Annotated in this window: 22 protein-coding genes; 15 read left to right on the plus strand and 7 right to left on the minus strand. The window is 59.4% G+C overall.

Translation table 11 applies throughout. From position 1 onward, the window contains the following. Nucleotides 1-59 precede the first annotated feature (59 nt). Nucleotides 60-2,183 (plus strand): TonB-dependent siderophore receptor, encoded by a 2,124-nt coding sequence (locus HUW35_RS10185; RefSeq protein WP_181252250.1) that lies wholly within the window; start codon nucleotides 60-62, stop codon nucleotides 2,181-2,183. 60 nt (nucleotides 2,184-2,243) lie between these two features. Here HUW35_RS10185 and ispB read toward each other — a convergent pair whose 3' ends face one another. After that, a complete protein-coding gene (ispB, locus tag HUW35_RS10190) occupies nucleotides 2,244-3,206 on the minus strand; it encodes an octaprenyl diphosphate synthase (protein ID WP_181252251.1) in 963 nt (320 codons plus the stop codon). 318 nt (nucleotides 3,207-3,524) lie between these two features. On the opposite strand from ispB, the gene rplU reads away from it, so the two are divergent. From rplU to proB, 4 genes are all read left to right on the plus strand, one after another. Beyond that, entirely contained in the window at nucleotides 3,525-3,836 is a 312-nt protein-coding gene (gene rplU, locus HUW35_RS10195; protein ID WP_078083863.1) for a 50S ribosomal protein L21, read from the plus strand. A gap of 31 nt (nucleotides 3,837-3,867) precedes the next feature. Further along, a complete protein-coding gene (gene rpmA, locus HUW35_RS10200; RefSeq protein ID WP_010132157.1) occupies nucleotides 3,868-4,125 on the plus strand; it encodes a 50S ribosomal protein L27 in 258 nt (85 codons plus the stop codon). 121 nt (nucleotides 4,126-4,246) lie between these two features. Continuing rightward, nucleotides 4,247-5,461 carry an Obg family GTPase CgtA gene (gene cgtA / locus HUW35_RS10205; RefSeq protein WP_181252252.1) on the plus strand — a complete coding sequence of 405 codons (1,215 nt, stop codon included), beginning with the start codon at nucleotides 4,247-4,249 and terminating at the stop codon, nucleotides 5,459-5,461. 108 nt (nucleotides 5,462-5,569) lie between these two features. Further along, complete coding sequence (proB, locus tag HUW35_RS10210) at nucleotides 5,570-6,703, plus strand: glutamate 5-kinase (protein ID WP_181252253.1); 1,134 nt, start codon at nucleotides 5,570-5,572, stop codon at nucleotides 6,701-6,703. Between the two features lie 122 nt (nucleotides 6,704-6,825). On the opposite strand, the gene rpsT is transcribed toward proB, so the two are convergent. The 5 genes from rpsT to HUW35_RS10235 form a co-directional block, all read right to left on the minus strand. Then, nucleotides 6,826-7,092, minus strand: a complete 267-nt coding sequence (gene rpsT, locus HUW35_RS10215) for a 30S ribosomal protein S20 (RefSeq protein ID WP_010132154.1) — start codon at nucleotides 7,090-7,092, stop codon at nucleotides 6,826-6,828. A gap of 231 nt (nucleotides 7,093-7,323) precedes the next feature. Then, the gene (locus HUW35_RS10220; protein WP_181252254.1) at nucleotides 7,324-9,387 is read right to left on the minus strand and encodes an ATP-binding protein; all 2,064 of its coding nucleotides are present in this window, start codon (nucleotides 9,385-9,387) and stop codon (nucleotides 7,324-7,326) included. Between the two features lie 21 nt (nucleotides 9,388-9,408). Further along, nucleotides 9,409-10,101: a proteobacterial dedicated sortase system response regulator gene (gene pdsR / locus HUW35_RS10225; RefSeq protein WP_181252255.1), complete on the minus strand. Its 693-nt coding sequence runs from the start codon at nucleotides 10,099-10,101 to the stop codon at nucleotides 9,409-9,411. A gap of 288 nt (nucleotides 10,102-10,389) precedes the next feature. Then, entirely contained in the window at nucleotides 10,390-11,100 is a 711-nt protein-coding gene (locus HUW35_RS10230) for an OmpA family protein (RefSeq protein ID WP_181252256.1), read from the minus strand. 203 nt (nucleotides 11,101-11,303) lie between these two features. Then, nucleotides 11,304-11,444: a hypothetical protein gene (locus tag HUW35_RS10235; RefSeq protein WP_181252257.1), complete on the minus strand. Its 141-nt coding sequence runs from the start codon at nucleotides 11,442-11,444 to the stop codon at nucleotides 11,304-11,306. Between the two features lie 206 nt (nucleotides 11,445-11,650). Here HUW35_RS10235 and murJ point away from each other — a divergent pair, with 206 nt between their 5' ends. From murJ to ispH, 6 genes are all read left to right on the plus strand, one after another. Then, the gene (gene murJ / locus HUW35_RS10240; RefSeq protein ID WP_370464584.1) at nucleotides 11,651-13,279 is read left to right on the plus strand and encodes a murein biosynthesis integral membrane protein MurJ; all 1,629 of its coding nucleotides are present in this window, start codon (nucleotides 11,651-11,653) and stop codon (nucleotides 13,277-13,279) included. Nucleotides 13,280-13,333: 54 nt separating this feature from the next. Next, entirely contained in the window at nucleotides 13,334-14,311 is a 978-nt protein-coding gene (gene ribF / locus HUW35_RS10245; protein ID WP_181252258.1) for a bifunctional riboflavin kinase/FAD synthetase, read from the plus strand. A 447-nt stretch (nucleotides 14,312-14,758) separates the two neighbouring features. Next, entirely contained in the window at nucleotides 14,759-17,563 is a 2,805-nt protein-coding gene (ileS, locus tag HUW35_RS10250; RefSeq protein ID WP_181252259.1) for an isoleucine--tRNA ligase, read from the plus strand. After that, nucleotides 17,556-18,089 (plus strand): signal peptidase II, encoded by a 534-nt coding sequence (gene lspA / locus HUW35_RS10255; protein WP_181252260.1) that lies wholly within the window; start codon nucleotides 17,556-17,558, stop codon nucleotides 18,087-18,089. Before ileS ends, lspA begins: the two co-directional genes overlap by 8 nt. Nucleotides 18,090-18,106: 17 nt before the next feature. After that, on the plus strand, nucleotides 18,107-18,547 hold the full coding sequence (locus HUW35_RS10260; RefSeq protein ID WP_181252261.1) for a peptidylprolyl isomerase: 441 nt from the start codon (nucleotides 18,107-18,109) through the stop codon (nucleotides 18,545-18,547). Nucleotides 18,548-18,562: 15 nt separating this feature from the next. Then, the gene (ispH, locus tag HUW35_RS10265) at nucleotides 18,563-19,498 is read left to right on the plus strand and encodes a 4-hydroxy-3-methylbut-2-enyl diphosphate reductase (RefSeq protein WP_181252262.1); all 936 of its coding nucleotides are present in this window, start codon (nucleotides 18,563-18,565) and stop codon (nucleotides 19,496-19,498) included. A 9-nt stretch (nucleotides 19,499-19,507) separates the two neighbouring features. On the opposite strand, the gene HUW35_RS10270 is transcribed toward ispH, so the two are convergent. Beyond that, nucleotides 19,508-20,098 (minus strand): GspH/FimT family protein, encoded by a 591-nt coding sequence (locus tag HUW35_RS10270; protein WP_181252263.1) that lies wholly within the window; start codon nucleotides 20,096-20,098, stop codon nucleotides 19,508-19,510. Nucleotides 20,099-20,360: 262 nt separating this feature from the next. Between HUW35_RS10270 and HUW35_RS10275 the strand changes: the two genes are divergently transcribed. From HUW35_RS10275 to HUW35_RS10290, 4 genes are all read left to right on the plus strand, one after another. Further along, the gene (locus HUW35_RS10275) at nucleotides 20,361-20,897 is read left to right on the plus strand and encodes a GspH/FimT family pseudopilin (RefSeq protein WP_181252264.1); all 537 of its coding nucleotides are present in this window, start codon (nucleotides 20,361-20,363) and stop codon (nucleotides 20,895-20,897) included. Nucleotides 20,898-20,916: 19 nt separating this feature from the next. Beyond that, nucleotides 20,917-21,342 carry a type IV pilus modification protein PilV gene (gene pilV, locus HUW35_RS10280; protein WP_181252265.1) on the plus strand — a complete coding sequence of 142 codons (426 nt, stop codon included), beginning with the start codon at nucleotides 20,917-20,919 and terminating at the stop codon, nucleotides 21,340-21,342. 7 nt (nucleotides 21,343-21,349) lie between these two features. Continuing rightward, nucleotides 21,350-22,408 carry a PilW family protein gene (locus HUW35_RS10285; RefSeq protein ID WP_181252266.1) on the plus strand — a complete coding sequence of 353 codons (1,059 nt, stop codon included), beginning with the start codon at nucleotides 21,350-21,352 and terminating at the stop codon, nucleotides 22,406-22,408. 86 nt (nucleotides 22,409-22,494) lie between these two features. Beyond that, on the plus strand, nucleotides 22,495-22,986 hold the full coding sequence (locus tag HUW35_RS10290; protein WP_181252267.1) for a PilX N-terminal domain-containing pilus assembly protein: 492 nt from the start codon (nucleotides 22,495-22,497) through the stop codon (nucleotides 22,984-22,986). Nucleotides 22,987-23,006: the final 20 nt, after the last annotated feature.

The raw sequence follows: 23,006 nt of genomic DNA on the forward strand, positions 1-23,006 counted from the left end.
CCTGCTAATCCCAACTAATCCCAATGTTTGATTTCCTGATATAGGCCAAGGACATTCCTATGCAAAATACGTCGAAATTCTTTCCGCGCTCAATGCTGAGCTGCGCTATCTTGGCTTCCGCTATCGGCGCTGTCGGAGCGCAAGCTGCAGATCGTGAGACTGAGCCCGCAAAAGCCAAGCTGGAAGAGGTTCAGGTTACCGGCAATGTGTTGGGCAACTCGCTGCCGGAAGAAGTGCTCACTTATCCCGGTAATCGCAGTCTGTTGACCGCCGAGCAACTGCAGAAAATGGCCACTCTGTCCATTGATGATGGCCTGCAGCGGGTGCCGGGCGTCAAGATTCAGGATGAAAGCGGCACCGGTGTTTTACCCAATGTCGCCGTGCGCGGCCTCAACGCCAGTCGCTCGGGTTATACCCAATTTCTGGTTGATGGGATTCCACTGACACTGGCCCCCTATGGCCACACCGGTCAATCACTGTTTCCCGCTGCCCTGAAAAGCCTCGATCGTATTGATATTGTGCGCGGTGGTGCGGCGGTGCAATACGGTCCCAATAACGTCGGTGGTGTAATCAACCTGGTTACCAAGCCGATTCCGCAGCGGTGGGAAACCAGCTTGCAGGAGAAGCTCACCAGTTTCTCTGGTGGCAATATGCTCACCGATACCTACGCCCGTACCGGTGGAGCACTAAACGACCAGTTTTCCATTCAGCTCGAAGGTAACCTGATTAGCGGTGATTCCTTTCGGGATCATTCGGATACCAGTGTCAAAAACTGGCTGGTAAAAAGTCGCTGGAATATCGATGCTGGCAAGCAATTGGATCTGACGCTGCAGCGCTACGATGCCGATACCGAAATGCCGGGTGCATTGACTGCGGACGCTTATGCCAAAAATCGGGAACAGTCGCTGCGGCCCAATGATGAATTCCAGGGGGATACCACCCGTTTCAGTGCGCACTACAAGCAGCAGCTGGGTGAGCTGGGCTTCGCTGATGCGGGCACCTTTGAGTGGATGACGTTTGCGCACAGCTCAACGCGTAATTTTCAGTGGGACTTCAGTACTGATCCCAGTGCCAATCACTGGGCGGACCCGGCTGCGCCGGCCACGCTGCTGCGCAGTTCACCGCGTGAGTTTGATGTTTGGGGGACCGAGCCGCGGGTGAGCCTGCAGTTCGCAGGCGATGTTTCGCATACCCTGACTTTTGGTTCGCGTCTGGTAAAGGAAGCAGTGGATTACAAGCTGGTTCAGACGGTGATCGATACCGGGGCTACCGCGACTCCGCGGGACTGGTTGCTGGAAACCAGTGCGATTGCCGCCTTTGTCAGTGACGAGATTCGCCTGCTGGATAAACGCCTGAGCGTTACACCGGGGCTGCGCTACGAAAGCGTCGACATGGATTTCACGGACGTGGGTAATGACTCTGCTGCGGATAATCGCATCACGGAGCTGCTGCCGGGTATCAGTGTGGGCTTTGAGGCCAGCGACAAGCTCTTCCTCTACGCCAATACCCAGCGCTCTTTGCGCGCGCCACAAATCGCCGTCATCCGCGGCACTGGCGACGAGGGGGCGGAGCTGGCGTGGAATTATGAGGCGGGGATACGATTCGAGCCGGCGGAAAGTGCGAGTGTGAGTGCCTCACTCTACCGTATCGATTTTACCGATCAGCTGCTTTACAACAGCAGCGAGCAGAGCTTCGACAATGTGGGCGAGACCCGTCACCAGGGCTTGGAGCTTGAAGGTGTGATCTCCCCCAGCAGCCTGCCGGCACTGCAGTTGCACATGGCCTACAACTATCTCGATAGTGAGCAGCGCGAGGGCGCCAATATCGGCAAGGAATTGCCCTACGCTTCCGAGCACCAGTTGAGCTGGGATGCGAGTTATGCACTGGCGGATGTCGATATCACACTGTCCGGCTTCTATTTCAGCAGTGCGTACAGTGATCAGGCCAACACGGAAGAAGAGCTGGCATCCGGTACCACCGGGAAGCTGCCGGCCTACACTGTGTGGAATCTGCAGGTGAGCAAGGTGTTTACCCGGGCGAATGGCTCAGAGTTGTACACCGGTCTCTCGGCGAACAACCTGCTGAACGACGAGTATTACTTCCGCGGCATCGATGTGAGCCCTTCCGGCCGCTATCCGGCACCGCCGCGTTCGATCAGCGCGGAACTGAAGTACACCTTTTAAGTAAGGGGGAGGGGGAGGTTCAGTGGAAACGAGCCGGGCGGCCGCCCGGCTCGTTTCAGATCAGGTGGTTCTTTCAATTGCAAAACTGGCCAGCTGCTTGAGCGCGGTTTTGTGTTCGCCTTCTTCCAGGAACTCCAGTTTTTCCATCGCCAGGTCTACTTCGGCGCGGGCGCGCTCCAGGGTGTAGTCCAGGGCGCCGCAGGCCTCGATGGCGGCGACAATCGGCTCGAGCTGATCCGCACTCTTCTGTCCGATGGCCTGTCTCACCAGGGCCGCCTGCTCGGCGGTACCGTTCGCCATGGTGTAGATCAGTGGCAGGGTGGGTTTGCCCTCTGCCAGGTCGTCACCCACATTCTTGCCCAGCTCTTCCGAGTTACCCCGGTAGTCCAGCGCGTCGTCTACCAGCTGGAACGCGGAGCCCAGGTGGCGGCCATACAGCTTGAGGGATTCGCGCTCTTCCGCGCTGCAACCGGCGAGTACCGCGGCGGTCTCGCAGGCGGCCTCAAACAGGGCGCCGGTCTTCTTGTGGATAACATTGAGATAGTTGGCTTCAGTGACCGCTGGATCCCCAGCGTTCACCAGCTGCTGCACCTCGCCCTCGGCGATGGTGTTGGTGGTGTCGGAGAGGATGGACATGATGTCCATATCCTTCAGTGCCACCATCATCTGGAAGGCGCGGGAGTAAAGGAAATCGCCCACCAGCACCGCCGGCGCATTGCCCCACTGGGCGTTGGCGGTCAGGCGGCCGCGGCGCATGTCGGACGTGTCCACCACGTCGTCGTGCAGCAGGGTGGCGGTATGAATGAATTCGATAATGGTGGCGAGGCCGATGTGGGCATTGCCCTTGTAGCCCGCAGCGCGGCTGCACAGCAGCACCAGGAGAGGGCGCAGGCGCTTGCCGCCGGCTTCCACCAGATAGTGGCCGATGTTTTCCACGAGGGGGACGTCTGAGTGCAGCTGGTCGAGAATATGCTGGTTGACGGCGGCAAAGTCGTCCGCGGCTACCTGATGAAAGGGCAACATGCAGGGTTCCTTATACTTCTGTGATATCTGGCTTCGGGATTCTGGTGTGTGGTCTGCTTACGGCGGCACAAGCCTAGCGGTTTTGGCCCCGGGCGGAAAGGCGACCTGATGGAAAAGTGCGCTATTGTATCAATCGGGCGAATTGATTAGAATCTGCGCCCCGCTCGAACTGGGCCTTTCCTCTGTGGATAGCCGTTAGGCGGAAAATGTAGTTTTAAACAACAACGGCGCAAGCTCCCAAAATGCTGGCTGGTTGGTCACCACCTTATTCTGTGACCCCGTCGCTGCTTCGTGTCGTCCATTTTGGAGCATAGAAATATGTACGCTGTTATCGAAAGCGGTGGCAAACAACACCGTGTTGAAGAAGGCGAAGTTCTGCGCCTGGAAAAAATTGAAGTGGCTACCGGCGAATCTGTCGATTTCGACAAGGTTCTGATGGTAGTTGACGGCGATGCCATCAACATTGGTGCGCCGGTAGTGGAAGGTGCCAAGGTGACTGCAGAAGTGCTGAGCCACGGCCGCGGCGAGAAAGTGAAAATCATCAAGTTCCGTCGTCGTAAGCACTCCATGAAGCGTCAGGGCCACCGTCAGTGGTACACCGAAGTTAAAATCACTGGCATCAAAGGCTAATCACCGGGTAATAGAAGAGGAGTAACTACTCATGGCACATAAGAAAGCTGGCGGTAGTACGCGCAATGGTCGCGATTCCGAAAGTAAACGCCTGGGCGTAAAGCGCTTTGGCGGTCAGGCTGTCTCTGCAGGCAGCATCATCGTTCGTCAGCGCGGCACCAAGTTCCACGCTGGTGTTAACGTTGGTATGGGCAAAGACCACACTCTGTTCGCTACCGCTGATGGCGTAGTGAAGTTTGAGGTCAAAGGCGCCAACAACCGCAAGTTTGTTTCCATCGAAACAGCCTAAGCGGTCGTAACGCCCGATAAAAAGCCCCGCAATCGCGGGGCTTTTTTGTATCTATAGCCCGTTTTTTGTTATTTCTGTGGGCAAATTACACTGAAGACCGGGTAATCCGGTAAGTAGAGTCATGAAATTTGTAGATGAGGCGCCGATTTCGGTGCAGGCCGGCAACGGCGGTAAAGGGTGTCTGAGCTTTCGGCGCGAGAAATTCGTCGCCAAGGGTGGTCCCGACGGCGGTGACGGCGGCGACGGCGGCTCGGTGTATTTGCTGGCTGATGAGTCACTGAACACCCTGGTGGACTACCGCTACCAGCCCAACTACCAGGCCCAGAACGGCGAGGCCGGGCGCGGTCGCAACTGTACCGGCGCCAAAGGTGAAGATCTGGTGCTCAAGGTGCCGGTGGGCACTACCGCCATCGATGTGGATACCGGGGAGACTCTGGGAGACCTGCTCGAGCCTGGCGAGAAGCTGATGGTGGCGCAGGGTGGCTGGCACGGCCTGGGCAATACCCGGTTCAAGTCCAGTACCAACCGCGCGCCGCGCCAGACGACTCCCGGCAGTGAGGGCGAGCGTCGCAACCTCAAGCTGGAGCTGAAGGTGCTGGCAGATGTCGGCATGCTGGGGCTGCCGAATGCGGGCAAGTCGACCTTTATCCGCGCGGTGTCTGCGGCCAAGCCGAAGGTGGCGAACTACCCGTTCACCACGCTGGTGCCCAACCTGGGTGTGGTGAAGGTGCAGAAGTATCGCAGTTTCGTGATTGCGGATATTCCCGGCCTGATCGAGGGGGCTGCAGAGGGCGCCGGCCTGGGCGTGCGTTTCCTGAAGCACCTGACCCGTTGCCGCGTGCTGCTGCACCTGGTGGATCTGGCGCCGTTCGACGGCTCCGATCCGGCGCAGAATGCGCTGGCGATCGAGCATGAGCTGGAGAGCTTCAGTCCTACCCTGGCCGGCCGCGAGCGCTGGCTGGTGCTGAACAAGACCGACCTGGTGCCGGCGGATGAGCTGGAAGAGCGCTGTCAGTCTGTGGTCAATGCCCTGGGTTGGCAGGGGCCGGTATTCCGTGTGGCGGCCATTCGTGGTGAGGGTACCGATGTGCTGAGCGGGCAGCTGATGGATTACCTCGAAGAGCGCAAGGAGATGGAAGAGCTGGACGGCAACCTGTTCGAGGCCGAGCAGGAAGCGCAGCGCCAGATGCAGCGCGAGGCGCGCGAGCGTATTGAAGAGCTGCGCGAAACCCAGCGAGCCAAGCGCAAAGCGGCAAAAGAGTCCGGTGAAGTTGACGAAGATGATGAAGATTGGGACGACGATGACTACGACGTCGATGTAGAATATCGTCCCTGAGAAAATCGCCCCTTCAGAGCTTTATCCTGATCCTGGCCGGCACTGGCCGAGGTTCATCTGAAGCCCGCCTGAGTGACCTGAAGGGGCGCGTCCTGATATGAGGAAGAAATGGACTCCATCTCGTCGCGCCAACAGCTTTCTACCAGCAAGCGCTGGGTCATCAAAATAGGCAGTGCGCTGCTGACCGACAATGGTCGCGGCGTAAATCGTGCGGCCATCCATAACTGGGCTGGCCAGATAAGCGCTCTGCGTCGACAGGGAATCGAGGTGCTGCTGGTCTCTTCCGGTGCGGTAGCGGCTGGCATGGACCGCCTGGGCTGGCGCAAGCGCCCGGAGTCCATCCATCAGTTGCAGGCCGCCGCCGCGGTGGGTCAAAGCCACCTGGTGCAGGTGTACGAGCATGCATTCGGCCAGTACGACTGTCGCACCGCGCAAATCCTGCTGGACCACGACGACCTCTCCAATCGCACCCGCTACCTCAATGCGCGCAGTACCCTGAAGACCCTGCTGTCTCTCGGTGCCGTGCCGATCATCAATGAAAACGACACCGTCGTTACCGATGAAATCCGCTTTGGCGACAACGATACCCTGGGGGCGCTGGTGGCGAACCTGGTGGAGGCGGATGTGCTGCTGATTCTCACCGATGCCGAGGGGTTGTTCACCGAAGATCCTCGGGATAACCCGCACGCTGAGCTGGTGCGTGAGGCCACGGCATCGGATCCGCGTCTGGTCGCTATGGCGGGAGATTCGCGCAGTGGGCTTGGGCGCGGTGGAATGGCCACCAAGGTGCGCGCGGCCCAGCTGGCAGCGCGCTCCGGCGCGCGCACGGTGATTGTCGGCGGTGCCAACGATTCGGTGATTGAGCGAGTGGTGGCGGGAGAAGACCTGGGAACCCTGCTGTTGCCTGAGGCAGATCCTCTGACCGCGCGCAAGCGCTGGCTGGCGGGGCAGCTGCAGGTGCGGGGTCGTCTGCTGCTGGACGGCGGTGCCGGGCGCGCGCTGCGCAGCCAGGGGAAGAGCCTGCTGCCTGTTGGGGTGACCGCTATCGAGGGGCGTTTTCACCGCGGAGACCTGGTCAGCTGTATCAGTGAGGCGGGGGAGGAGATTGCCCGCGGGCTGGTGAACTACGATAGTGCCGAGGCCCAGAAGATCTGTGGCCAGCCTTCAGACCGGATTATCGATCTGCTGGGATACCGCGACGATGACGAGCTGATCCACCGGGATAATCTGATCCTGCTGTAGGTCAACCCTGCCGCTGGCTCGGTTGTAGTGGTCTTAAACGGGATCGCTACTTTATTCCAGGCAATAAAAAACCCCGCAATAGCGGGGTTTTTTGTGCTCAGAAGAGCGGGCTTCCTGATAGATCAGGCAGCCAGCTTTTTGATCTGGGCATTCAGGCGGCTCTTATGACGAGCAGCCTTGTTCTTGTGGATGATGCCCTTGTCGGCCATGCGGTCGATAACCGGCACGGCTTCCGCGTACGCGGTCTTGGCTTTTTCCGCATCACCTGCATCGATGGCTGCAACTACCTTTTTGATGTAGGTGCGCACCATGGAGCGCAGGCTGGCGTTGTGATTGCGGCGCTTTTCGTTTTGGCGCGCGCGTTTCTTCGCTTGAGGTGAGTTGGCCACCGGTTGCTCCTGTCTGGAATCTGTAAAACTCGAACTTCGGGCCGGGGGCCCGTTTGGGACGCGACATTATCCCCAGCGCCGGTCGTTTGTCAACCACCGCCAGGGGCTGTTTGTGACCGGCCGTGCCTGCACAGGATCGGTAACGGATCACCGGGGGATGCAAGGGGCGCCGGGACGGTAGAAGGCGCCCAAAATGGCTGTGTCTACATCCTCTCCAGAGGGATAAATCCACTAGCGGGGCAGGCTCAGGGTAAAGATCACCCCGCGGTTGTCATCGCGGTTGGCGGCGCTCAGTTCCCCCTGGTGGAAGTCGGCAATCAGGCGCGCGATATGCAGCCCCAGTCCCAGGTGACCGGCCTTGCCGCCGTCGTCGCGCACCGAAACCAGGGAGTCGAACAGTTTCTGGCCAAAGCCTGCCGGCAGCGGCGGGCCGTCATTGCTGACACTCAGCCGGTACTGCTGGCGCTCTGCTTCCAGTGTCAGGCGGATTTCGCTGCCCACGGGGGCGAAGCTCACTGCATTGTCCACCAGCTTGTCGAGCAGCTGTGCCAGTAGCTCTGGCGCGCCGTGATAGGACTGGGGGCCATCTGGACAATCCAGCGCAAAGCGGTGTTCCGGGCGCGCATCTGCGTAACTCTGGGTCAGGAGCTGCAGCAGGTCGGCGAGATCAAAGGTCTCTTTGTCCGCCTGGCTGATACTGGCCTCCAGGTGGTTGGCGGCGGACAGTGCATTGAGAATCGACGACAGGCGCGCGCCGCCATCGGCAGCGCGCTCGGCATAGCGGCGACTGTCGGCGTCCAGATCGCCTGCCGCGAGGTTGTCCAGGGAAGAGCGCACAACCGCCAGCGGGGTGCGCAGTTCGTGGGAGAGTTTGCTCGCCAGACTGCGCAGGTACTGGTGGTAGTGGTCCAGCTCTGCGAGCAGGCTGGCAAAGGCGCGATTGAGCGCGCCGAGCTCGTCATTTAGATACGGGCGTGGAAAGTCGCCGCGCAGCCGGCCGCTGGCATCCACCGCATTGCGCGCTGCGCGGTGCAGGCGCCGAATGCGCCATGAGAGCCAGCTCGCATAGCCCAGCAACAGCAGCAAAACCAGACCGGCTGCGGCGGCGGTGGTGAGCCACAGTCGGCGCGCAGCAGATTCGGTCAGCGATTGCAGGGCACCCGCGGACTGGGCGGCGATCACCCGTCCCAGGAGCGGGCGTTCGATAATGTCGTCGGCGCGGGTGACCACAGGCACGCTGACCGCGCCGATACGCTCATCGCCCGGTGCGCTGAGGGCGTCCTCGGGGGCGCCGAACCACTGCGACGCGGTTTCGCGGTTTTCGGTCAGGGCCGCGGGGTATTCCCCCTGTGGCAGAGGCGGCAACTGGTCGGTTTCCAGCAGCTGGCGGTAAAACCAGTCGCGCAACCAGCGGCGCTCGTGAGAAGCGCGATTGGCTGCGCGATCCCCATTGGTGGGAGTGCCCCCGGATTGCGCCAGCACAAATCCTTCCTGATCCACTACGGTCAATTGCAGCTCCGGCCGCGCAAAATGCTCCAGCTCCTGCTGCAATGCGGGCAGGGGTTCTATCAGGTTGCCCGGGCGCCCGTCGGCGGGCAGGGTGCTGGCGAGCCGCGCCGGATCTTTGCCGTCGCTGTGGGAGCGATCGAGCACGCGGAAGGCCAGTTCACCGCCAGTGAGCGCAAACGGCAGCGCTAGCTCGAGCTGGTAGCCCTGGGGTGAAGCAGTCCAGCGACCGCGCAGGCGCAGTTCGCGCTCGTAGCTGCCGCGCCGGGGATTGTAGTGCAGGGCGCGCACCGGTCCCTGGCTGGCCACCGGCAGGGTGTATTGCTGTCGCGCGGTGTAAATTTCTACGGTGTCGCCACTGGAGATACCGGTACTGCGGGGGTCGTGGTAGCTGGGGGTGCGATCTTTTACCGTCAGTAACAGGTACACCTGGCTACCGTACTTGCCCAGGGTAACCCGGGCCAATGGCTGGCCAGTCTGGTCGCGCAGTTTGCGCGGGCGCAAGTTGAGGGCGCGCCACTCTTCACCGTAGCCGTCGAGTACCGGCGCCTGCGCCAGTGGATTGAGATACAGCTGGGCGCCGGGCGGCCGTCCGGTGCGCCTGGGGTCGGGGGCGATCAGCTCCGGGGCACTGGCAAGGCGTGCGGCGATGGCATTACCGGTGGCCTCTAGGGTCTGGATCTGTCCCTGGCTCAGCGCCTTGTCCACCTGGCGCAGGTACTGGCAGCCGGCCCAGGGCAGGGCCAGGGTGCAGAGGCTGAGCAGGACCAGTTGACGGCGAAGATTCAAGGCGGCACCCATAAGTCGATGTCAGACCTGCCAGCGGTAACCCATACCGTAGGCAGTGCTGATGGCGTCGAAGCTGCTGTCGATCGTCTGGAACTTGCGCCGGATACGCTTCACGTGGGAGGTGATGGTGTTGTCGTCCAGCACCACCCTGGCGGCCTCCATCAGCTGGCTGCGGGATTTCACGTGTCCGGGGCGCTTGGCCAGGGCGTGCACAATCCAGAATTCTGTGACGGTGAGGTCAACCGGCTCGCCTTTCCAGTGGCAGTGCAGGCGGGACACGTCCAGGGTCAGGTCTCCCTGGGTGAGGATTTCGCTGTCGTCGCTCTGGGACTGCATCACGCTAACCCGGCGCAACAGGGCGCTGATGCGCGCCTGCATGTGGGGGAGGGAGATGTCTTTGGTGAGGTAGTCGTCGGCGCCGAGGCGCAATCCGGAGATGATATCGAGCTCGGAGTCCCGCGCGGTGAGGAACAGGATCGGCAGGGTGGGGGCCATGGCCCGCAGTTCCCGGCACAGGTCGAAGCCGCCTTCGATTTCCGCGCCCAGGCCCACGTCAATCACTGCCAGGTCCGGCAGTCGCTGTTGAAATGCGGCGAGGGCCTCCGGGCGCGTGTGATAAAGGTTCACCTGATAACCGGTGCGGCGCAGGGCATCGCGGTAGTTCTCGGCAATGGCGATTTCGTCTTCGACGATGGCAATGGTTGGGCTGCTCATGATGGATTCCGGCACCGGCTCACTTATTTGGGGGTCGGGTATAGCGTGGTTATCAGCGTCTTTATTCGTATTGGAACACTGTGTCTGGCGGAAAATCATGCCCGAACAGGGGGGCAGCTGGCAAAACTTACTGGAAGTGCGGGTGGCACGCGTAAAAAAGCGCGCAGCGTTGCGGGCCGCGCGCAAGGTTACCGCTTACAGGGTTGAGGAGAGTCACATGTCTGTGAGGTTGGCAGCCTGCCGGTCGCCGCTTGTGTGGAGCGGTAACCGGCGGGCCCGGTACAGCAATCAGAAGGTGCCGGCCATGGACTCCGGCATGCCGAAGTGGATGTCTACGCGGCGCTCAAAAGCGTAGGCGTCTACATCGCCCTTGGTTGCCTTGGACTGGCTGGCGCCCAGCGCGCGGCGTTCGATGCGCTCCGGAGCGACACCGTAGGCTTCGAGGGCGCGCTGGACACTGAGGGCTCGCTGGTCGGACAGGACATTGTTGTAGCCGTCGCTGCCGCGGGGGTCGGAGTGCCCCTCAAGGTAAACCTGCAGCTGCGGGTGGCGGTTGAGGAAGTCAGCCATGGCGGCGACCTGGCGCTCCTGCGCATCCTGCAGCTGGTCGTCACCGGTGGTGAACAGCATCTGGAACTCCAGGCTGTCCATCGCCAGCTCGCGGGCGTCGTTGGCGGACAGTCGCGCCGCATCCAGTTGTTGTGCGAGGTTGCCCAGTTCGGAGCGGCTTTCGGTCAGTTGAGTTGCGAGCATGTCTGCCTCTTCTGCTTGCTTGATCTGTTCGCCCAGCCAGGCTCCACCGAGGGCGCCTGCGATAAAGCCGACCGGGCCACCTACGGCGGCGCCCGCAACTGCGGCGCCGGTGAATACTGTGGCCTGTTTGGCCGGCGTCAGGGCGTTGCCCTGTACTGCGTTCTCGGTGTCAGTGGCGGCCTCAGCGGTTGCAACATTGTTCAGGGCCAGGGTGCTCAGGGTTACTGCCATCAACATCTTTTTCATGATCGTGTTCCTTGCGATATAGGATTGAAATGACTGCTCTTGGTTCCGACCGGGTTACTGTTCCCGCTTCGGTTGAGTGTCATTTAACCCTCGCAAGGAGGCACTGACGTGGCGCCAGTGGGGCAAATTCCGCAGCAATTATGGCGAAATGTGGCAGCCCGGCCTGTGACTCAGTTCAGCCTCCAGCAAAGCTGATGCAGAACTTAGCTGCTGTGGCGCCGGTAGCGGCGATCCCGAGGCTGCTCTATCCGCACGCGAACCCGCTGGGGGCGGGGCCCCAAGGCGACGGCGGCATACAGCAGAACCGCCAGGATCAGGGCAATAATCAGCGCATTGATGGTCATTCCGTCTCTCCTCTGTTGCCGCCACTCCCTGCGGCTCGCCAACTGCTTAAACTGAGTATAGTTCCCCCTCGCGCCAACCGTAGGATGACGTGGGGGCGTAATGCTATCGAGCGAGCAGAAAGCGTCCGCCGGCGGGTGGCCGCGCAAGTGGATTGCGGTAGACTTGCCGGCCATCACTCAGGCATCGCTAACCAGGAATCAGGGACGTGGCAGTATCTCCGCCCGAACAGGAATCAACCGAGCACCCCCCGCAGGTAAGCAAAGATAGTCCGCAAAGAGGACTGCTGCGCGGAACCTCCGTGGTAGGTGGTGCCACTTTGTTATCGCGGATCATGGGGTTGGCGCGCGACGTGGTGTTCGCCCGACTCACCGGTGCCAGCGACGCGGCCGATGCCTTCTTTGTGGCGTTCAAGATTCCCAATTTTTTCCGGCGGCTGTTCGCCGAGGGCGCGTTTTCCCAGGCGTTTGTGCCGGTACTGGCCGAGTATCGCCAGAACGGTGGTCTGGCGGCCGTCAGGGAGCTAAATGACCGGGTGGCCGGGGCCCTCGGCGGAACCCTGTTGCTGGTTTCCCTGTTCGGCGTGCTGTGCGCGCCGCTGGTTACCGGGCTTTTTGCCTTTGGCTGGTGGTGGGGCGGCAACGAGCCGCAGAAGTTCGCCATGGCCACGGAGATGCTGCGCATCACCTTCCCGTACCTGGCGTTGATCTCTCTTACCGGATTTGCCGGGGCCATACTCAACAGCTTTGACCGGTTCGCCATTCCCGCCCTGACCCCGGTTTTGCTCAATCTGGTGTTGATTGCTGCCGCTACTGTGGCCGCTGGCTGGTTTGAGCCCCAGGTAATGGCGCTCGCCTGGGGCGTACTGGCCGCCGGCGTGGTGCAGCTGTTGTTCCAGCTGCCTTTCCTGGTGCGCGAGGGATTGTTACCGCGACCCAAATGGGACTGGCAGTATCCTGGGGTGCGCAAGATCCTGCGCCTGATGGCGCCCGCCATCTTTGGAGTGTCCGTCACCCAGATCAGCCTGGTGCTGGATACGGTACTGGCGTCCTTCCTGCCCACCGGGTCTGTGACCTGGCTGTATTTCTCCGACCGACTCACCGAGCTGCCCCTGGGGGTGTTCGGTATCGCCGTGGCCACGGTCATCCTGCCGAACCTGTCCCGCCAACATGCCGGCGGCGATCCAAAGCGCTTCCGTCACACCATCGACTGGGCCCTGCGCTGCGTCACGCTTATCGCGCTGCCGGCTGCGGTGGCGCTGTTCGTGCTGGCCGAGCCGCTGCTCACGGTGCTGTTCCAGTACGGCAATATGACCCCGCGGGATATGACCATGGCCGCCTGGTCGCTGCGCGCCTATACCTTCGGCCTGCTGTCGTTCATGCTGATTAAGGTGCTGGCACCCGGCTATTTTGCCCGCCAGGATACTGCGACACCGGTGAAATTTGGCTTGATCGCCATTGCCTCGAAAATGGTCCTCAGCCTGCTGTTTGTGGTTCCCCTGCACCTCTATTTCCAGCTGGGACACATGGGGCTGGCCATGGCCACCGCGGGCCAGGCGGCAATCAATGCCTGGTTGCTGTACCGCGGGCTGCGCCAGGGTGGTGTCTACGCGCCGGAGGCGGGCTGGAAGGCTTTCCTGCTGCGCTTGCTGCTGGCCAATCTGGCGATGGCGGCGGTATTGCTGGTAGTTCTCCATTACTGGTCCGGCTGGCACGATTGGGCCTGGTGGCAGCGCGCCTGGCGCATGGGCGCCCTGGTGGGGGCCGGTGGCGGCACCTATGGCCTGGTTCTCCTGGCCAGCGGGCTGCGCCCGCGACATTTCCGGGCCACATCGTGAGGGTAAAATCCGTTATACTGCGCCGCTTGATTTTGCAAGGGTGAGTGAAGCACTGTGACCGAGCAACGGGAGCTGATTCGCGGGTTGCACAACCTGCGGCCGCGCCACCGGGAGTGTGTGGCGACCATCGGTTCATTCGATGGCGTACATCTGGGGCACCAGGCCATTATCACCCAGCTGCGCGCGCGGGCGGCGGAGCGACAGCTGCCGTCGGTGGCGATCATCTTCGAGCCCCAGCCCCACGAGTACTTCTCTGGTGAAAAAGCACCAGCACGGCTGATGCGTTTCAAGGAGAAGGTGTTGGCCCTGTTTGCCGCCGGGGTGGATCGGGTACTGTGCCTGCAGTTCAACGAGCGTCTGCGCAACCTGAGTGCGCAGGCATTTATCCAGCAGGTACTGGTGGACGGTCTCGGCGTGCGCCACCTGGTGGTGGGAGACGATTTTCGTTTCGGCTGCGATCGCAGTGGTGACTACGCTCTGTTACAGGAGGCGGGCACGCAGGCGGGCTTTACCGTCGAAGACACCGCAACCCTGGAGATCGCCGGTGAGCGGGTAAGCAGCACCCGTATCCGTGAAGCGCTGCAGAGCGCCGACTTTGCGCTGGCAGAGCAGCTGCTGGGCAAGCCGTATCGCATCACCGGACTGGTGGCCCGCGGACGCGCTTTGGGGCGCCAGTTGGGCGCGCCCACGGCGAATGTGCGCTTGCACCGCTACCGTTCGCCTCTGGTGGGTGTGTATACGGTCACTGCGAAGCGCACCGATGGCAGCCCGATGGCTGGCAGCTGTATGGAAGTAGCTGGCGTGGCCAATGTGGGTTTCCGCCCGACGGTGGAAGGTGAAGGTGCAAAGCCGTTGCTGGAAGTGCACCTGTTTGATTTCAGCGGCGATCTGTACGGTCGTGAAATTGCAGTGACCTTCTACCACAAGCTGCGTGACGAAGAAAAGTTTGAGTCGCTGGATATCCTCAAGCAGAAGATCGCCGAAGACATTGAAAATGCAAAAGCCTGGTTTGTAAGCTGCAAACCGAATTGAAATAAACGAATTTACCCCTTCGCATCTGACAGAGTGCAATTCACAGATGCGAAGGCAGAGCACCGGATGCGGACTTTCAGGAGCGTCGGCGACAGGACGTCGCCGCCGCAGCGCCCAGGGATGGGTTCACAGCGGTCCTGCAAGTCCGCATCCGGTGCTCTGCCGTCACTAAACATGATTTAGTGGTGCCCCGGAGCCTGAACAAGGCGTTCTGATTTGGTCCGGGGGGCGCGGAAGCAATGGGGATCAGGTTTCAAAATCGCTGCGAGTACATCCATGTACGCTCCGTCGGTGACATCCCTGTCACCGACGGTTTTGAAACCTGACCCCCATCGCTTCCGCTTCAATTTACAGCCTTGTACTTCGTAAGCGTGAGAGCGCAGCTGGAAGTTTGAGGTTGCACTGAAAGATGAATAGTTTTCTTGCTACAACCGAAGTAGATAGCCAATGACCGATTACAAAGCGACCCTGAATCTGCCCCAGACCGACTTTCCCATGCGCGGCAACCTGCCCAATCGGGAGCCGGAGATTCTGAAGAAATGGCAAGAAGGCAAGCTCTACGAAAAAATTCGTGAAGCCCGCGCTGGTCGGGAGCAGTTTATCCTGCACGATGGGCCTCCCTACGCCAATGGCGATATTCATATCGGTCACTCGGTCAACAAGATCCTCAAGGACATCATCGTCAAGTCGAAAACCCTCAGTGGCTTCGACGCCCCCTACGTGCCCGGCTGGGACTGTCACGGCCTGCCTATCGAACACAAGGTAGAGCAGAAAGTCGGCAAGGCCGGCGTCAAAGTGGATCATAAAACCTTCCGCCAGAAATGCCGCGAATACGCCGCAAAACAGGTGGAAGGCCAGAAGAGAGATTTTATCCGCCTGGGCGTCTTCGGTGAGTGGGACAATCCCTACCGCACCATGGACTTCCAGTTCGAGGCCGACATCATTCGCGCCCTCGGCGGCGTTGTGAAAAATGGCCACCTGTCCCGCGGCTTCAAACCGGTCTACTGGAGCGTCGTCGGCGGTTCCGCGCTGGCGGAAGCGGAAGTGGAGTACCAGGATAAAACCTCCTTCTCCATCGATGTCTGCTACCCGGTCACCGAAGAAACCGCGCTCGCCATCGCCGATGCGGCGGGCGGCCACGCCGGTGATGGCCAGCTCTCCGTAGTGATCTGGACCACCACCCCCTGGACCCTGCCGTCCTCCCAGGCGGTATCCGTCAATGGCGAGCTGGAATACGTGGTTGTCCAGGTTGGCGACAAGCGCTTGTTAGTGGCGGAAGAGCTGAAAGACGCGGTACTTGCGCGCGCAGGGCTCGAGGGCGATGTGGTTGGCCACATTCGTGGCGCAGCGCTTGAGCACCTGAAAATCAAGCACCCGTTCTACGACAAAGAACTGCCGATCATCCTCGGCGACCACGTCACCACCGACGCCGGTACCGGCTGCGTACACACCGCGCCCGATCACGGCCCGGACGACTTCAACGTTGGCAAGCGCTACGGCATCGATACCCTGAATTACGTCGATGACAATGGACTGTTCCGCGACAGCGTGCCGCTGTTTGCCGGCGAGCATGTGTACAAAGTGGACGGCAAGATTGTCGAGCTGCTGGAAGAAAAGGGCGTGCTGCTGCACCAGGACAAACTGGTACACAGCTACCCGCACTGCTGGCGCACCAAAACCCCGCTGATCTACCGCGCCACGCCGCAGTGGTTTATCAGCATGCAGCAGAATGACCTGTTGGATCACGCGCAGAAGGCGGCAGATGAGGTGCAGTGGATCCCCGGTTGGGGCAAGGCGCGCATCGATTCCATGCTGGATGCCAGCCCGGACTGGTGTATCTCCCGTCAGCGTACCTGGGGTGTGCCCATCGCGCTGTTTGTGCACAAGGAAACCCACGAAATTCATCCCGACACCCCGGCGCTGATGGAAAAAGTGGCGCAGAAGGTTGAGCAGGGTGGTATGGACGTCTGGTTTGACCTGGACGCCAGTGAGCTTCTCGGTGACGACGCGGACGACTACCAGAAAGTCACCGATACCCTGGACGTATGGTTCGACTCCGGTGTGACCCATCACGCGGTACTGAAGCGTCGCGATGCCCTGCGTTTCCCGGCGGACCTGTACCTGGAAGGCTCTGACCAGCATCGCGGTTGGTTCCAGTCGTCCCTCAAAACCTCTATCGCGATCAACGACTGCGCGCCCTATAAGCAGGTGCTCACCCACGGCTTCACCGTGGATGCCCAGGGCCGCAAGATGTCCAAGTCCATTGGTAACACCGTTGCCCCGCAGGACGTGATCAACAAAATGGGCGCGGACGTGCTGCGCCTGTGGGTATCCGCCACCGATTTCAGTGGCGAGATGGCGGTTTCCGATGAAATCCTCAAACGCACCGCGGATTCCTATCGCCGTCTGCGCAATACCGCCCGCTTCTTCCTGTCCAATCTGGCGGGTTTCGATCCGCAAAAAGATCTGCTGCCGGTAGAGGAGCTGCTGGCGCTGGATCGCTGGGCGCTGGAGCAGGCTGCGAAACTGCAGGAAGAAATTATCGCAGCCTACGATCGTTACCAGTTCCACCAGATCTACCAGAAGCTGCACAACTTCTGTGTAGTGGAAATGGGTGGCTTCTATCTGGATATCATCAAGGACCGTCAGTACACCACTCAGGCAGACAGCGTCGCGCGCCGCTCTGCGCAGACGGCCCTGTATCACATCATGCAGGCGTTCGTGCGCTGGGTTGCGCCGATCCTGAGCTTCACCGCGGAAGAGCTGTGGCAGTTTGTGCCCGGCAACACTGAAGACAGTGTGATGCTGGCGGAGTGGCACCAGTTCCCCGAACTGCCCAAGGATGCGCAGATGGATGCGGAATTCTGGGAGGCGATCGCAGATGTGAAGACCGCGGTAAACAAGGTGCTCGAGGAGCAGCGCGGCGCCGGCAATATCGGCGGCTCGCTGCAGGCATCCGTTACCCTGTACGCCGACCCGGCTCTGCAGCAGAAGCTGGACGCGCTGAAAAACGAACTGCGCTTTGTGCTGATCTGCTCCTCAACGTCCGTACAGCCTCTCTCCGACGCCGCGGGCGCGGAAGAGACCGAGTTGGCCGGATTGCGCGTGACCGTACACAAAGTGGATGCGCCCAAGTGTGGCCGCTGCTGGCACTACCGCGAAGACGTAGGCAGTAACAGCGAGCACCCGGAACTCTGCGGTCGCTGCGTTGAAAACGTCAGCGGTGCCGGTGAGGAACGTCACTATGCCTAACCTTGCTGGGGCTCGACTTTCCGGCAGCCCGCTGCGCTGGTACCTGCTGGCGCTGGTAGTGATCCTGCTCGATATCGCCACCAAGGTGTGGGCCGTGGAGCAGTTTATGTACGGGCCCGCACTGCAGATTATTCCGGGCCTGCTGCAGTTCACCTATGCGGAGAACTACGGTGCTGCATTCAGTTTCCTCGCCGATGCCGGTGGCTGGCAGCGCTGGTTCTTCGGTGCCGTTGCGCTGATTTTCAGTGCGGTGGTGATTGTCTGGCTGAAGCGGTTGCCGGCGGCCAAGCGCTGGGAACCCATCGCGCTGGCGCTGATTCTTGGTGGTGCCCTGGGCAATCTGTGGGACCGCGTGGTGCTGGGCTATGTGCGGGATTTTATCTCCGTGTACTACGGCAGCTGGCATTTCCCGGTATTCAATGTCGCTGATATGGCCATCTCAGTGGGGGCCGCCATGCTGGTAATCGAGCTGCTTTTTTTCAAAGACAACAGTGAGCAGTCCGACAAGAACAGCGCAGAAGTGTAAATATTCAGAGCAGTTTTATGAGCAATAACGTCATTGGTGAACACAGCCGCGTTACCCTGCATTTCAGCCTGAAGCTGGATGATGGTTCCGAGGTGGACTCCAACTTCGAAAGTGACCCCGCCACGTTTATCGTCGGCGACGGCAATCTGTTGCCGGGCTTCGAGCAGGCGCTGTTCGGCCTCAAGGCAGGTGACGAGGCGGAGATCGAAATTCCCCCCGAGGCGGGTTTTGGCCAGCGCAATCCGGCCAACATCCAGAAAGTGCGCCGGGATCACTTTTCTCCGGACATGGAGCTGGAGGAAGGTCTCGTGGTTTCATTTGATAACGGCACGGGAGAACTGCCCGGTGTTATTCGCGAAATCACTGATGATGAAGTGGAAGTCGACTTCAATCACCCGCTTTCCGGGCAGACCGTATTCTTTCACGTGAAAATTCTCGAAGTGGCCTCGGTCAACTAGGTCAAGGACAGAAAAATGCAGATTCGCCTCGCCAATCCCCGCGGTTTCTGTGCCGGTGTCGATCGTGCAATTGATATCGTCAATCGCGCGCTGGACGTGTTCGGTGCACCCATTTACGTGCGTCACGAAGTCGTGCACAACAAGTTTGTGGTGGATACCCTGCGCGAACGCGGTGCAGTCTTTGTGGATGAGCTGGATGAAGTTCCGGACGATGTGATTGTCATCTTCAGTGCCCACGGCGTGTCCAAGGCGGTCCAGCAGGAAGCTGCCAATCGCGGACTGAAGGTCTTCGATGCCACCTGTCCACTGGTGACCAAGGTGCATATGGAGGTGAGTAAGTTCAGCAGCGATGGCAGTGAGTGCATCCTGATCGGCCATGAGGGCCATCCCGAAGTAGAAGGCACCATGGGACAGTACGACACCGGTAACGGTGGCTCCATCTATCTGGTGGAGGATGAGCAGGATGTGAGCGGGCTCGAAGTTCGCGACCCGGATAACCTGACTTTCGTCACCCAGACTACGCTGTCGGTGGATGACACTTCCAAAGTGATCGACGCACTGCGGGCCAAGTTCCCGAATATCCGCGGTCCGCGCAAAGATGATATCTGCTATGCCACCCAGAACCGCCAGGATGCGGTCAAGCAGCTGGCTCTGGAATGTGATCTGGTACTGGTTGTGGGAAGCCCCAACAGCTCCAACTCCAATCGTTTGCGTGAGCTGGCCGAGCGCTGCGGTGCCGAGGCGTACCTGATTGATGGCTCCGAGTGTATCGATGCCGGCTGGCTGGAAGGCAGGAAGACCGTCGGTATTACCGCTGGCGCTTCCGCGCCTGAAGTGCTGGTGGAGCGCGTGATCCAGAAGTTGCGCGAACTGGGTGCGGAAGCACCGGATGAAGTTGCCGGCATTCCGGAAAATATCAGCTTTAGCTTGCCTAAAGAATTGCGGTCTTGAAGTATTTGCTCAGGTGCCAGCTGCTTGCTGGCAATCCTGCGCAGTCGCCCGGTTCTGTCGTACTCTACCGCTGCGGGCCAGCACCAGCTGAAAACCTTCCCCGCCGTTTGCCGGACATATGGTAAACGTGCCTGCCTGAAAGCCGCCACCGGATGCTGTTCCGGCAAACCGGCTCTCTCCCGTGCCAATATACGAGACATAATTGGTGAGGGGGAGGTTAGCGTAAATGGTGGCGCCGCTCAGTGCACCGTTTGTAAACAGTAGTTCCTCGCCTGCGTCCCGTACTCCGTCAAAATCCCGATCAAAAAATACTTCCCAGCCGGTATTCCAGTTACCGAGGTGCCGCATCGTTGCGCGCTGATTTAAGGTGACGGCTTTTGTCCGGGTCAGTTGTATCGCCTGGTACAGTAGATCTGCGGCGGTGCGGGTCCGGTTGGATTCAATTTGGGCGGTAAAACTGGGTATACCGATTGCGGCGAGAATCGCCAGTATGCTGAGCGTAATCAAAAGCTCGAGCAGCGTAAGGCCTCGAGAACTCACGTTTCTTCCCTGAATGATGTGTATGTATTTTGAGCGATGGCCCTCCTGGCAACCGTTCACTCCGCTGATTATGCCGTTAGTCGACTATTGGTCTTGGTCGAACGGAAGGCATGCTAGAGTCCGAAAAAATTATCATCAGGCCAGCTGTGTATCCAGCGGGTTCGTGGGGTAAGACGGACTAAAGAGGAAGGTCGTGCCAGTATTTGGTGTCCTTTCGTACCAAATTGTGTGCAAAGTGGGCGCCTGGAAAGTGGTACTTTTGCGCAGCATTTTCTCGTGAAAAATATAAGAATTGTCTGCTTTAGTGACAGGGGAATTTTCAATGGGGTTCAAACAGCGGGGGCTCACCCTGATCGAGTTGATGGTTACGCTAGCCGTACTGGCGATTATCGTATCCATCGCAATACCTGGCTTTAATACCATGATTGCCAATAACCGCACCTTGTCTCTGGGTGAGGACATGGCGACAGCGCTCAATTTCGCCCGTACTGAGGCCGTCAAACGCGGGGCCCGTGTATCTCTCTGTGGCAGTACAGACGGAGCGGCCTGCGATGGCTCTTTCGCAGATAGCTGGCTGGTTGTTGTAGACAGTGCGGCATCCGATGATGCTGCCGCAGTTACGGTGGATACAGTATTGCGCCAGTGGCAGGCACCGGGTAACAACGCAACCGTCGCTGCCACTCAGGGTGGGAATGCAGTTACCTTCATCCGTTTTACCCGCAAGGGCATGTTGGGGCGCTCCACCAATGGAGCCGTAGCGATTAATGCAAATGCCAGCGGGTGTTCGACTGCCAGGGATGTCACGGTGGGGGTTTCGGGCCTGTTGAATCTGGCCAAAAGCACCACAGGCTGCGAGTAAAGAGTGAGGGAATAGAAGAGTGAACAAACAACAGGGTGCAGGATTGATTGAGGTGCTGGTTACCGTACTGATTCTCGGGACCTCGTTACTGGCGCTGGCGGCGCTGCAGAGCAAATCCCTGCAGTATAACCACAGTGCTTATTTGCGATCTCAAGCCAATATTCTTGCCTACGACATCCTCGATCGAGTGCGTATCAATCGCGCCAATATGTCTGCCTATTCTCTGGCGATGGCTGCGGACAAGCCGAGCGGTGGAACCACAGCGCAGACCGATATGTCGGAATGGCTGACAAATATTGAAACGATGCTTCCTGGTGCTGACGGTTCGGTGACATGTGTGGAGGCCAGTGGTTTGTGCACCGTGACCGTACAGTGGTCTGAGCAGAACAGTTCCGGCGAAGCGAGTGAAGATCAGGGCTCCTTCGTTTACACCACCCGAATTTGAGGTCGCGATGAGTATGCGTAACCAACGAGGTATTTCTCTGGTCGAATTGATGATATCCATCACAATCGGCCTGATTCTGATGACGGGTGTGGTGCAGTTGTTTTTATCCAGCCGTGCCACCTTTACTACCCAGCAGGCTCTTTCTCGCGTTCAGGAAACCGGGCGTTTGGGAATGGAGTTTCTTGCCGATGATATCCGTATGGCAGGCTATATGGGGTGTATGAGCCGGAACCTGAATTTTCACAATACGCTGAATAACGCCAACAGCCTGCAATACGATTTCGGCATCGCGATTGAGGGGCTGGATGATGTTGGCGCCACCCCAGACCCTGAATACCCCGCAGATATTTTAGAGGGCACCGATGCGCTTGTGGTCCGCAGTGCGGGTGGTAATAGTGTGGGGGTGACCAAAAATAATGACAGCGCGCAGCTGTTTGCGGAGAACACCGGTGTAACTGCGACCTGTGATACAGGAGAAGACAGTTATAGTGGATTGTGTGAAAACGATATTCTGGTGGTTTCCGACTGTTCAAAAGCACGAGTGTTCCAGGTGACCAACCTGCAGACTACGGGCGGGTCGGTTGAGGTGAACGTTGTGCATTCGGGCGCGGATGCAGAGCCGGGTAATGCCGAAACCTCTTGGGGAGGGAATAGTAATCCGGAAGAAACGTTTAGTGATGATTCTGAAATCATCAAAATGAATACTTCGATTTACTATGTCGCGAACGGAACTTCCAACATGCCCAGCCTGTGGCAGAAAATCAATGGCGGCACACCGCAAGAATTGCTGGAAGGCGTGCAGGATATGCAGCTGCTATATGGCCGTGATACTTCTGGGGACAATGTGCCGGATACCTATCAGGAGGCGGATGTGATCACCGCTGCAAACGCCTGGGGGAATGTGTCCGCTGTAAGGGTTCAGCTACTGGTACAGAGCACTGATGACAACGTGCTGGAGGATGCGCAGCCTTATACCTTTAACGGCACTACCAACAACGCGCCTGGCGATCGCCGGTTACGACAGGTGTTTATTAACACTGTCGGTATCCGCAGCCGGTTGCCCTGATAATTACGAAAAGATCGCTGGAAAGAACAATGAGAGCCAATTCGAATTTCAAATCAATTAACCGATCGCTCGGACAGCAAAGGGGGATGACCCTGATTGTCGGACTGATTATGGTGCTCCTGATGACCCTGGTCGGTATGGCGGCGATCCGTGGCAGCAGCATGCAAGAATTGATGGCCGGTAATATGCGCGATCGTAACCTCGCGTTTCAGGCGGCTGAGGCCGGACTCCGGCAGGGTGAAAATCAATTGACCAATGCCACTCTTCCTGTATTTGATGGCTCTACTGTGGGTTTGTACGAAGCCATTGATGGCTCCAGTAGTACCGGCTTTTGGGACACCTATGGATGGGCCGCCGCCTCCGCCATGACCAACATGGGCCTGGAGTATGTGATAACGCAGCCGCGCTATGTAATTGAGGAGGTTACCAGCTCCTCAACCCTGAGTATGGATGGTGGTGCGATCGATTTTGCCAGCACATTGAAAACCGAAGATACGACTTTTTACCGCGTAACCAGCCGCGGAGAGGGGGGCACCGATGGTGCCGTCGTTATTCTGCAGTCCACATACAAACGCTGAGTTGGGCAGAGGAAAGAATT

Source organism: Microbulbifer sp. YPW1 (genome assembly GCF_013367775.1).
In the GTDB taxonomy this organism is placed as follows: domain Bacteria; phylum Pseudomonadota; class Gammaproteobacteria; order Pseudomonadales; family Cellvibrionaceae; genus Microbulbifer.

Bases quoted from the DNA above. Each gene is read 5' to 3' on its own strand.
- HUW35_RS10260 (WP_181252261.1), top strand. From the start codon at position 18,107: ATGAGCAATAACGTCATTGGTGAACACAGCCGCGTTACCCTGCATTTC.
- HUW35_RS10235 (WP_181252257.1), bottom strand. From the start codon at position 11,444: ATGACCATCAATGCGCTGATTATTGCCCTGATCCTGGCGGTTCTGCTG.
- HUW35_RS10185 (WP_181252250.1), top strand. From the start codon at position 60: ATGCAAAATACGTCGAAATTCTTTCCGCGCTCAATGCTGAGCTGCGCT.
- HUW35_RS10230 (WP_181252256.1), bottom strand. From the start codon at position 11,100: ATGAAAAAGATGTTGATGGCAGTAACCCTGAGCACCCTGGCCCTGAAC.
- rpmA (WP_010132157.1), top strand. From the start codon at position 3,868: ATGGCACATAAGAAAGCTGGCGGTAGTACGCGCAATGGTCGCGATTCC.
- ispH (WP_181252262.1), top strand. From the start codon at position 18,563: ATGCAGATTCGCCTCGCCAATCCCCGCGGTTTCTGTGCCGGTGTCGAT.
- proB (WP_181252253.1), top strand. From the start codon at position 5,570: ATGGACTCCATCTCGTCGCGCCAACAGCTTTCTACCAGCAAGCGCTGG.
- ileS (WP_181252259.1), top strand. From the start codon at position 14,759: ATGACCGATTACAAAGCGACCCTGAATCTGCCCCAGACCGACTTTCCC.
- HUW35_RS10285 (WP_181252266.1), top strand. From the start codon at position 21,350: ATGAGTATGCGTAACCAACGAGGTATTTCTCTGGTCGAATTGATGATA.
- HUW35_RS10290 (WP_181252267.1), top strand. From the start codon at position 22,495: ATGACCCTGATTGTCGGACTGATTATGGTGCTCCTGATGACCCTGGTC.
- lspA (WP_181252260.1), top strand. From the start codon at position 17,556: ATGCCTAACCTTGCTGGGGCTCGACTTTCCGGCAGCCCGCTGCGCTGG.
- HUW35_RS10275 (WP_181252264.1), top strand. From the start codon at position 20,361: ATGGGGTTCAAACAGCGGGGGCTCACCCTGATCGAGTTGATGGTTACG.
- rplU (WP_078083863.1), top strand. From the start codon at position 3,525: ATGTACGCTGTTATCGAAAGCGGTGGCAAACAACACCGTGTTGAAGAA.
- cgtA (WP_181252252.1), top strand. From the start codon at position 4,247: ATGAAATTTGTAGATGAGGCGCCGATTTCGGTGCAGGCCGGCAACGGC.
- pdsR (WP_181252255.1), bottom strand. From the start codon at position 10,101: ATGAGCAGCCCAACCATTGCCATCGTCGAAGACGAAATCGCCATTGCC.
- ispB (WP_181252251.1), bottom strand. From the start codon at position 3,206: ATGTTGCCCTTTCATCAGGTAGCCGCGGACGACTTTGCCGCCGTCAAC.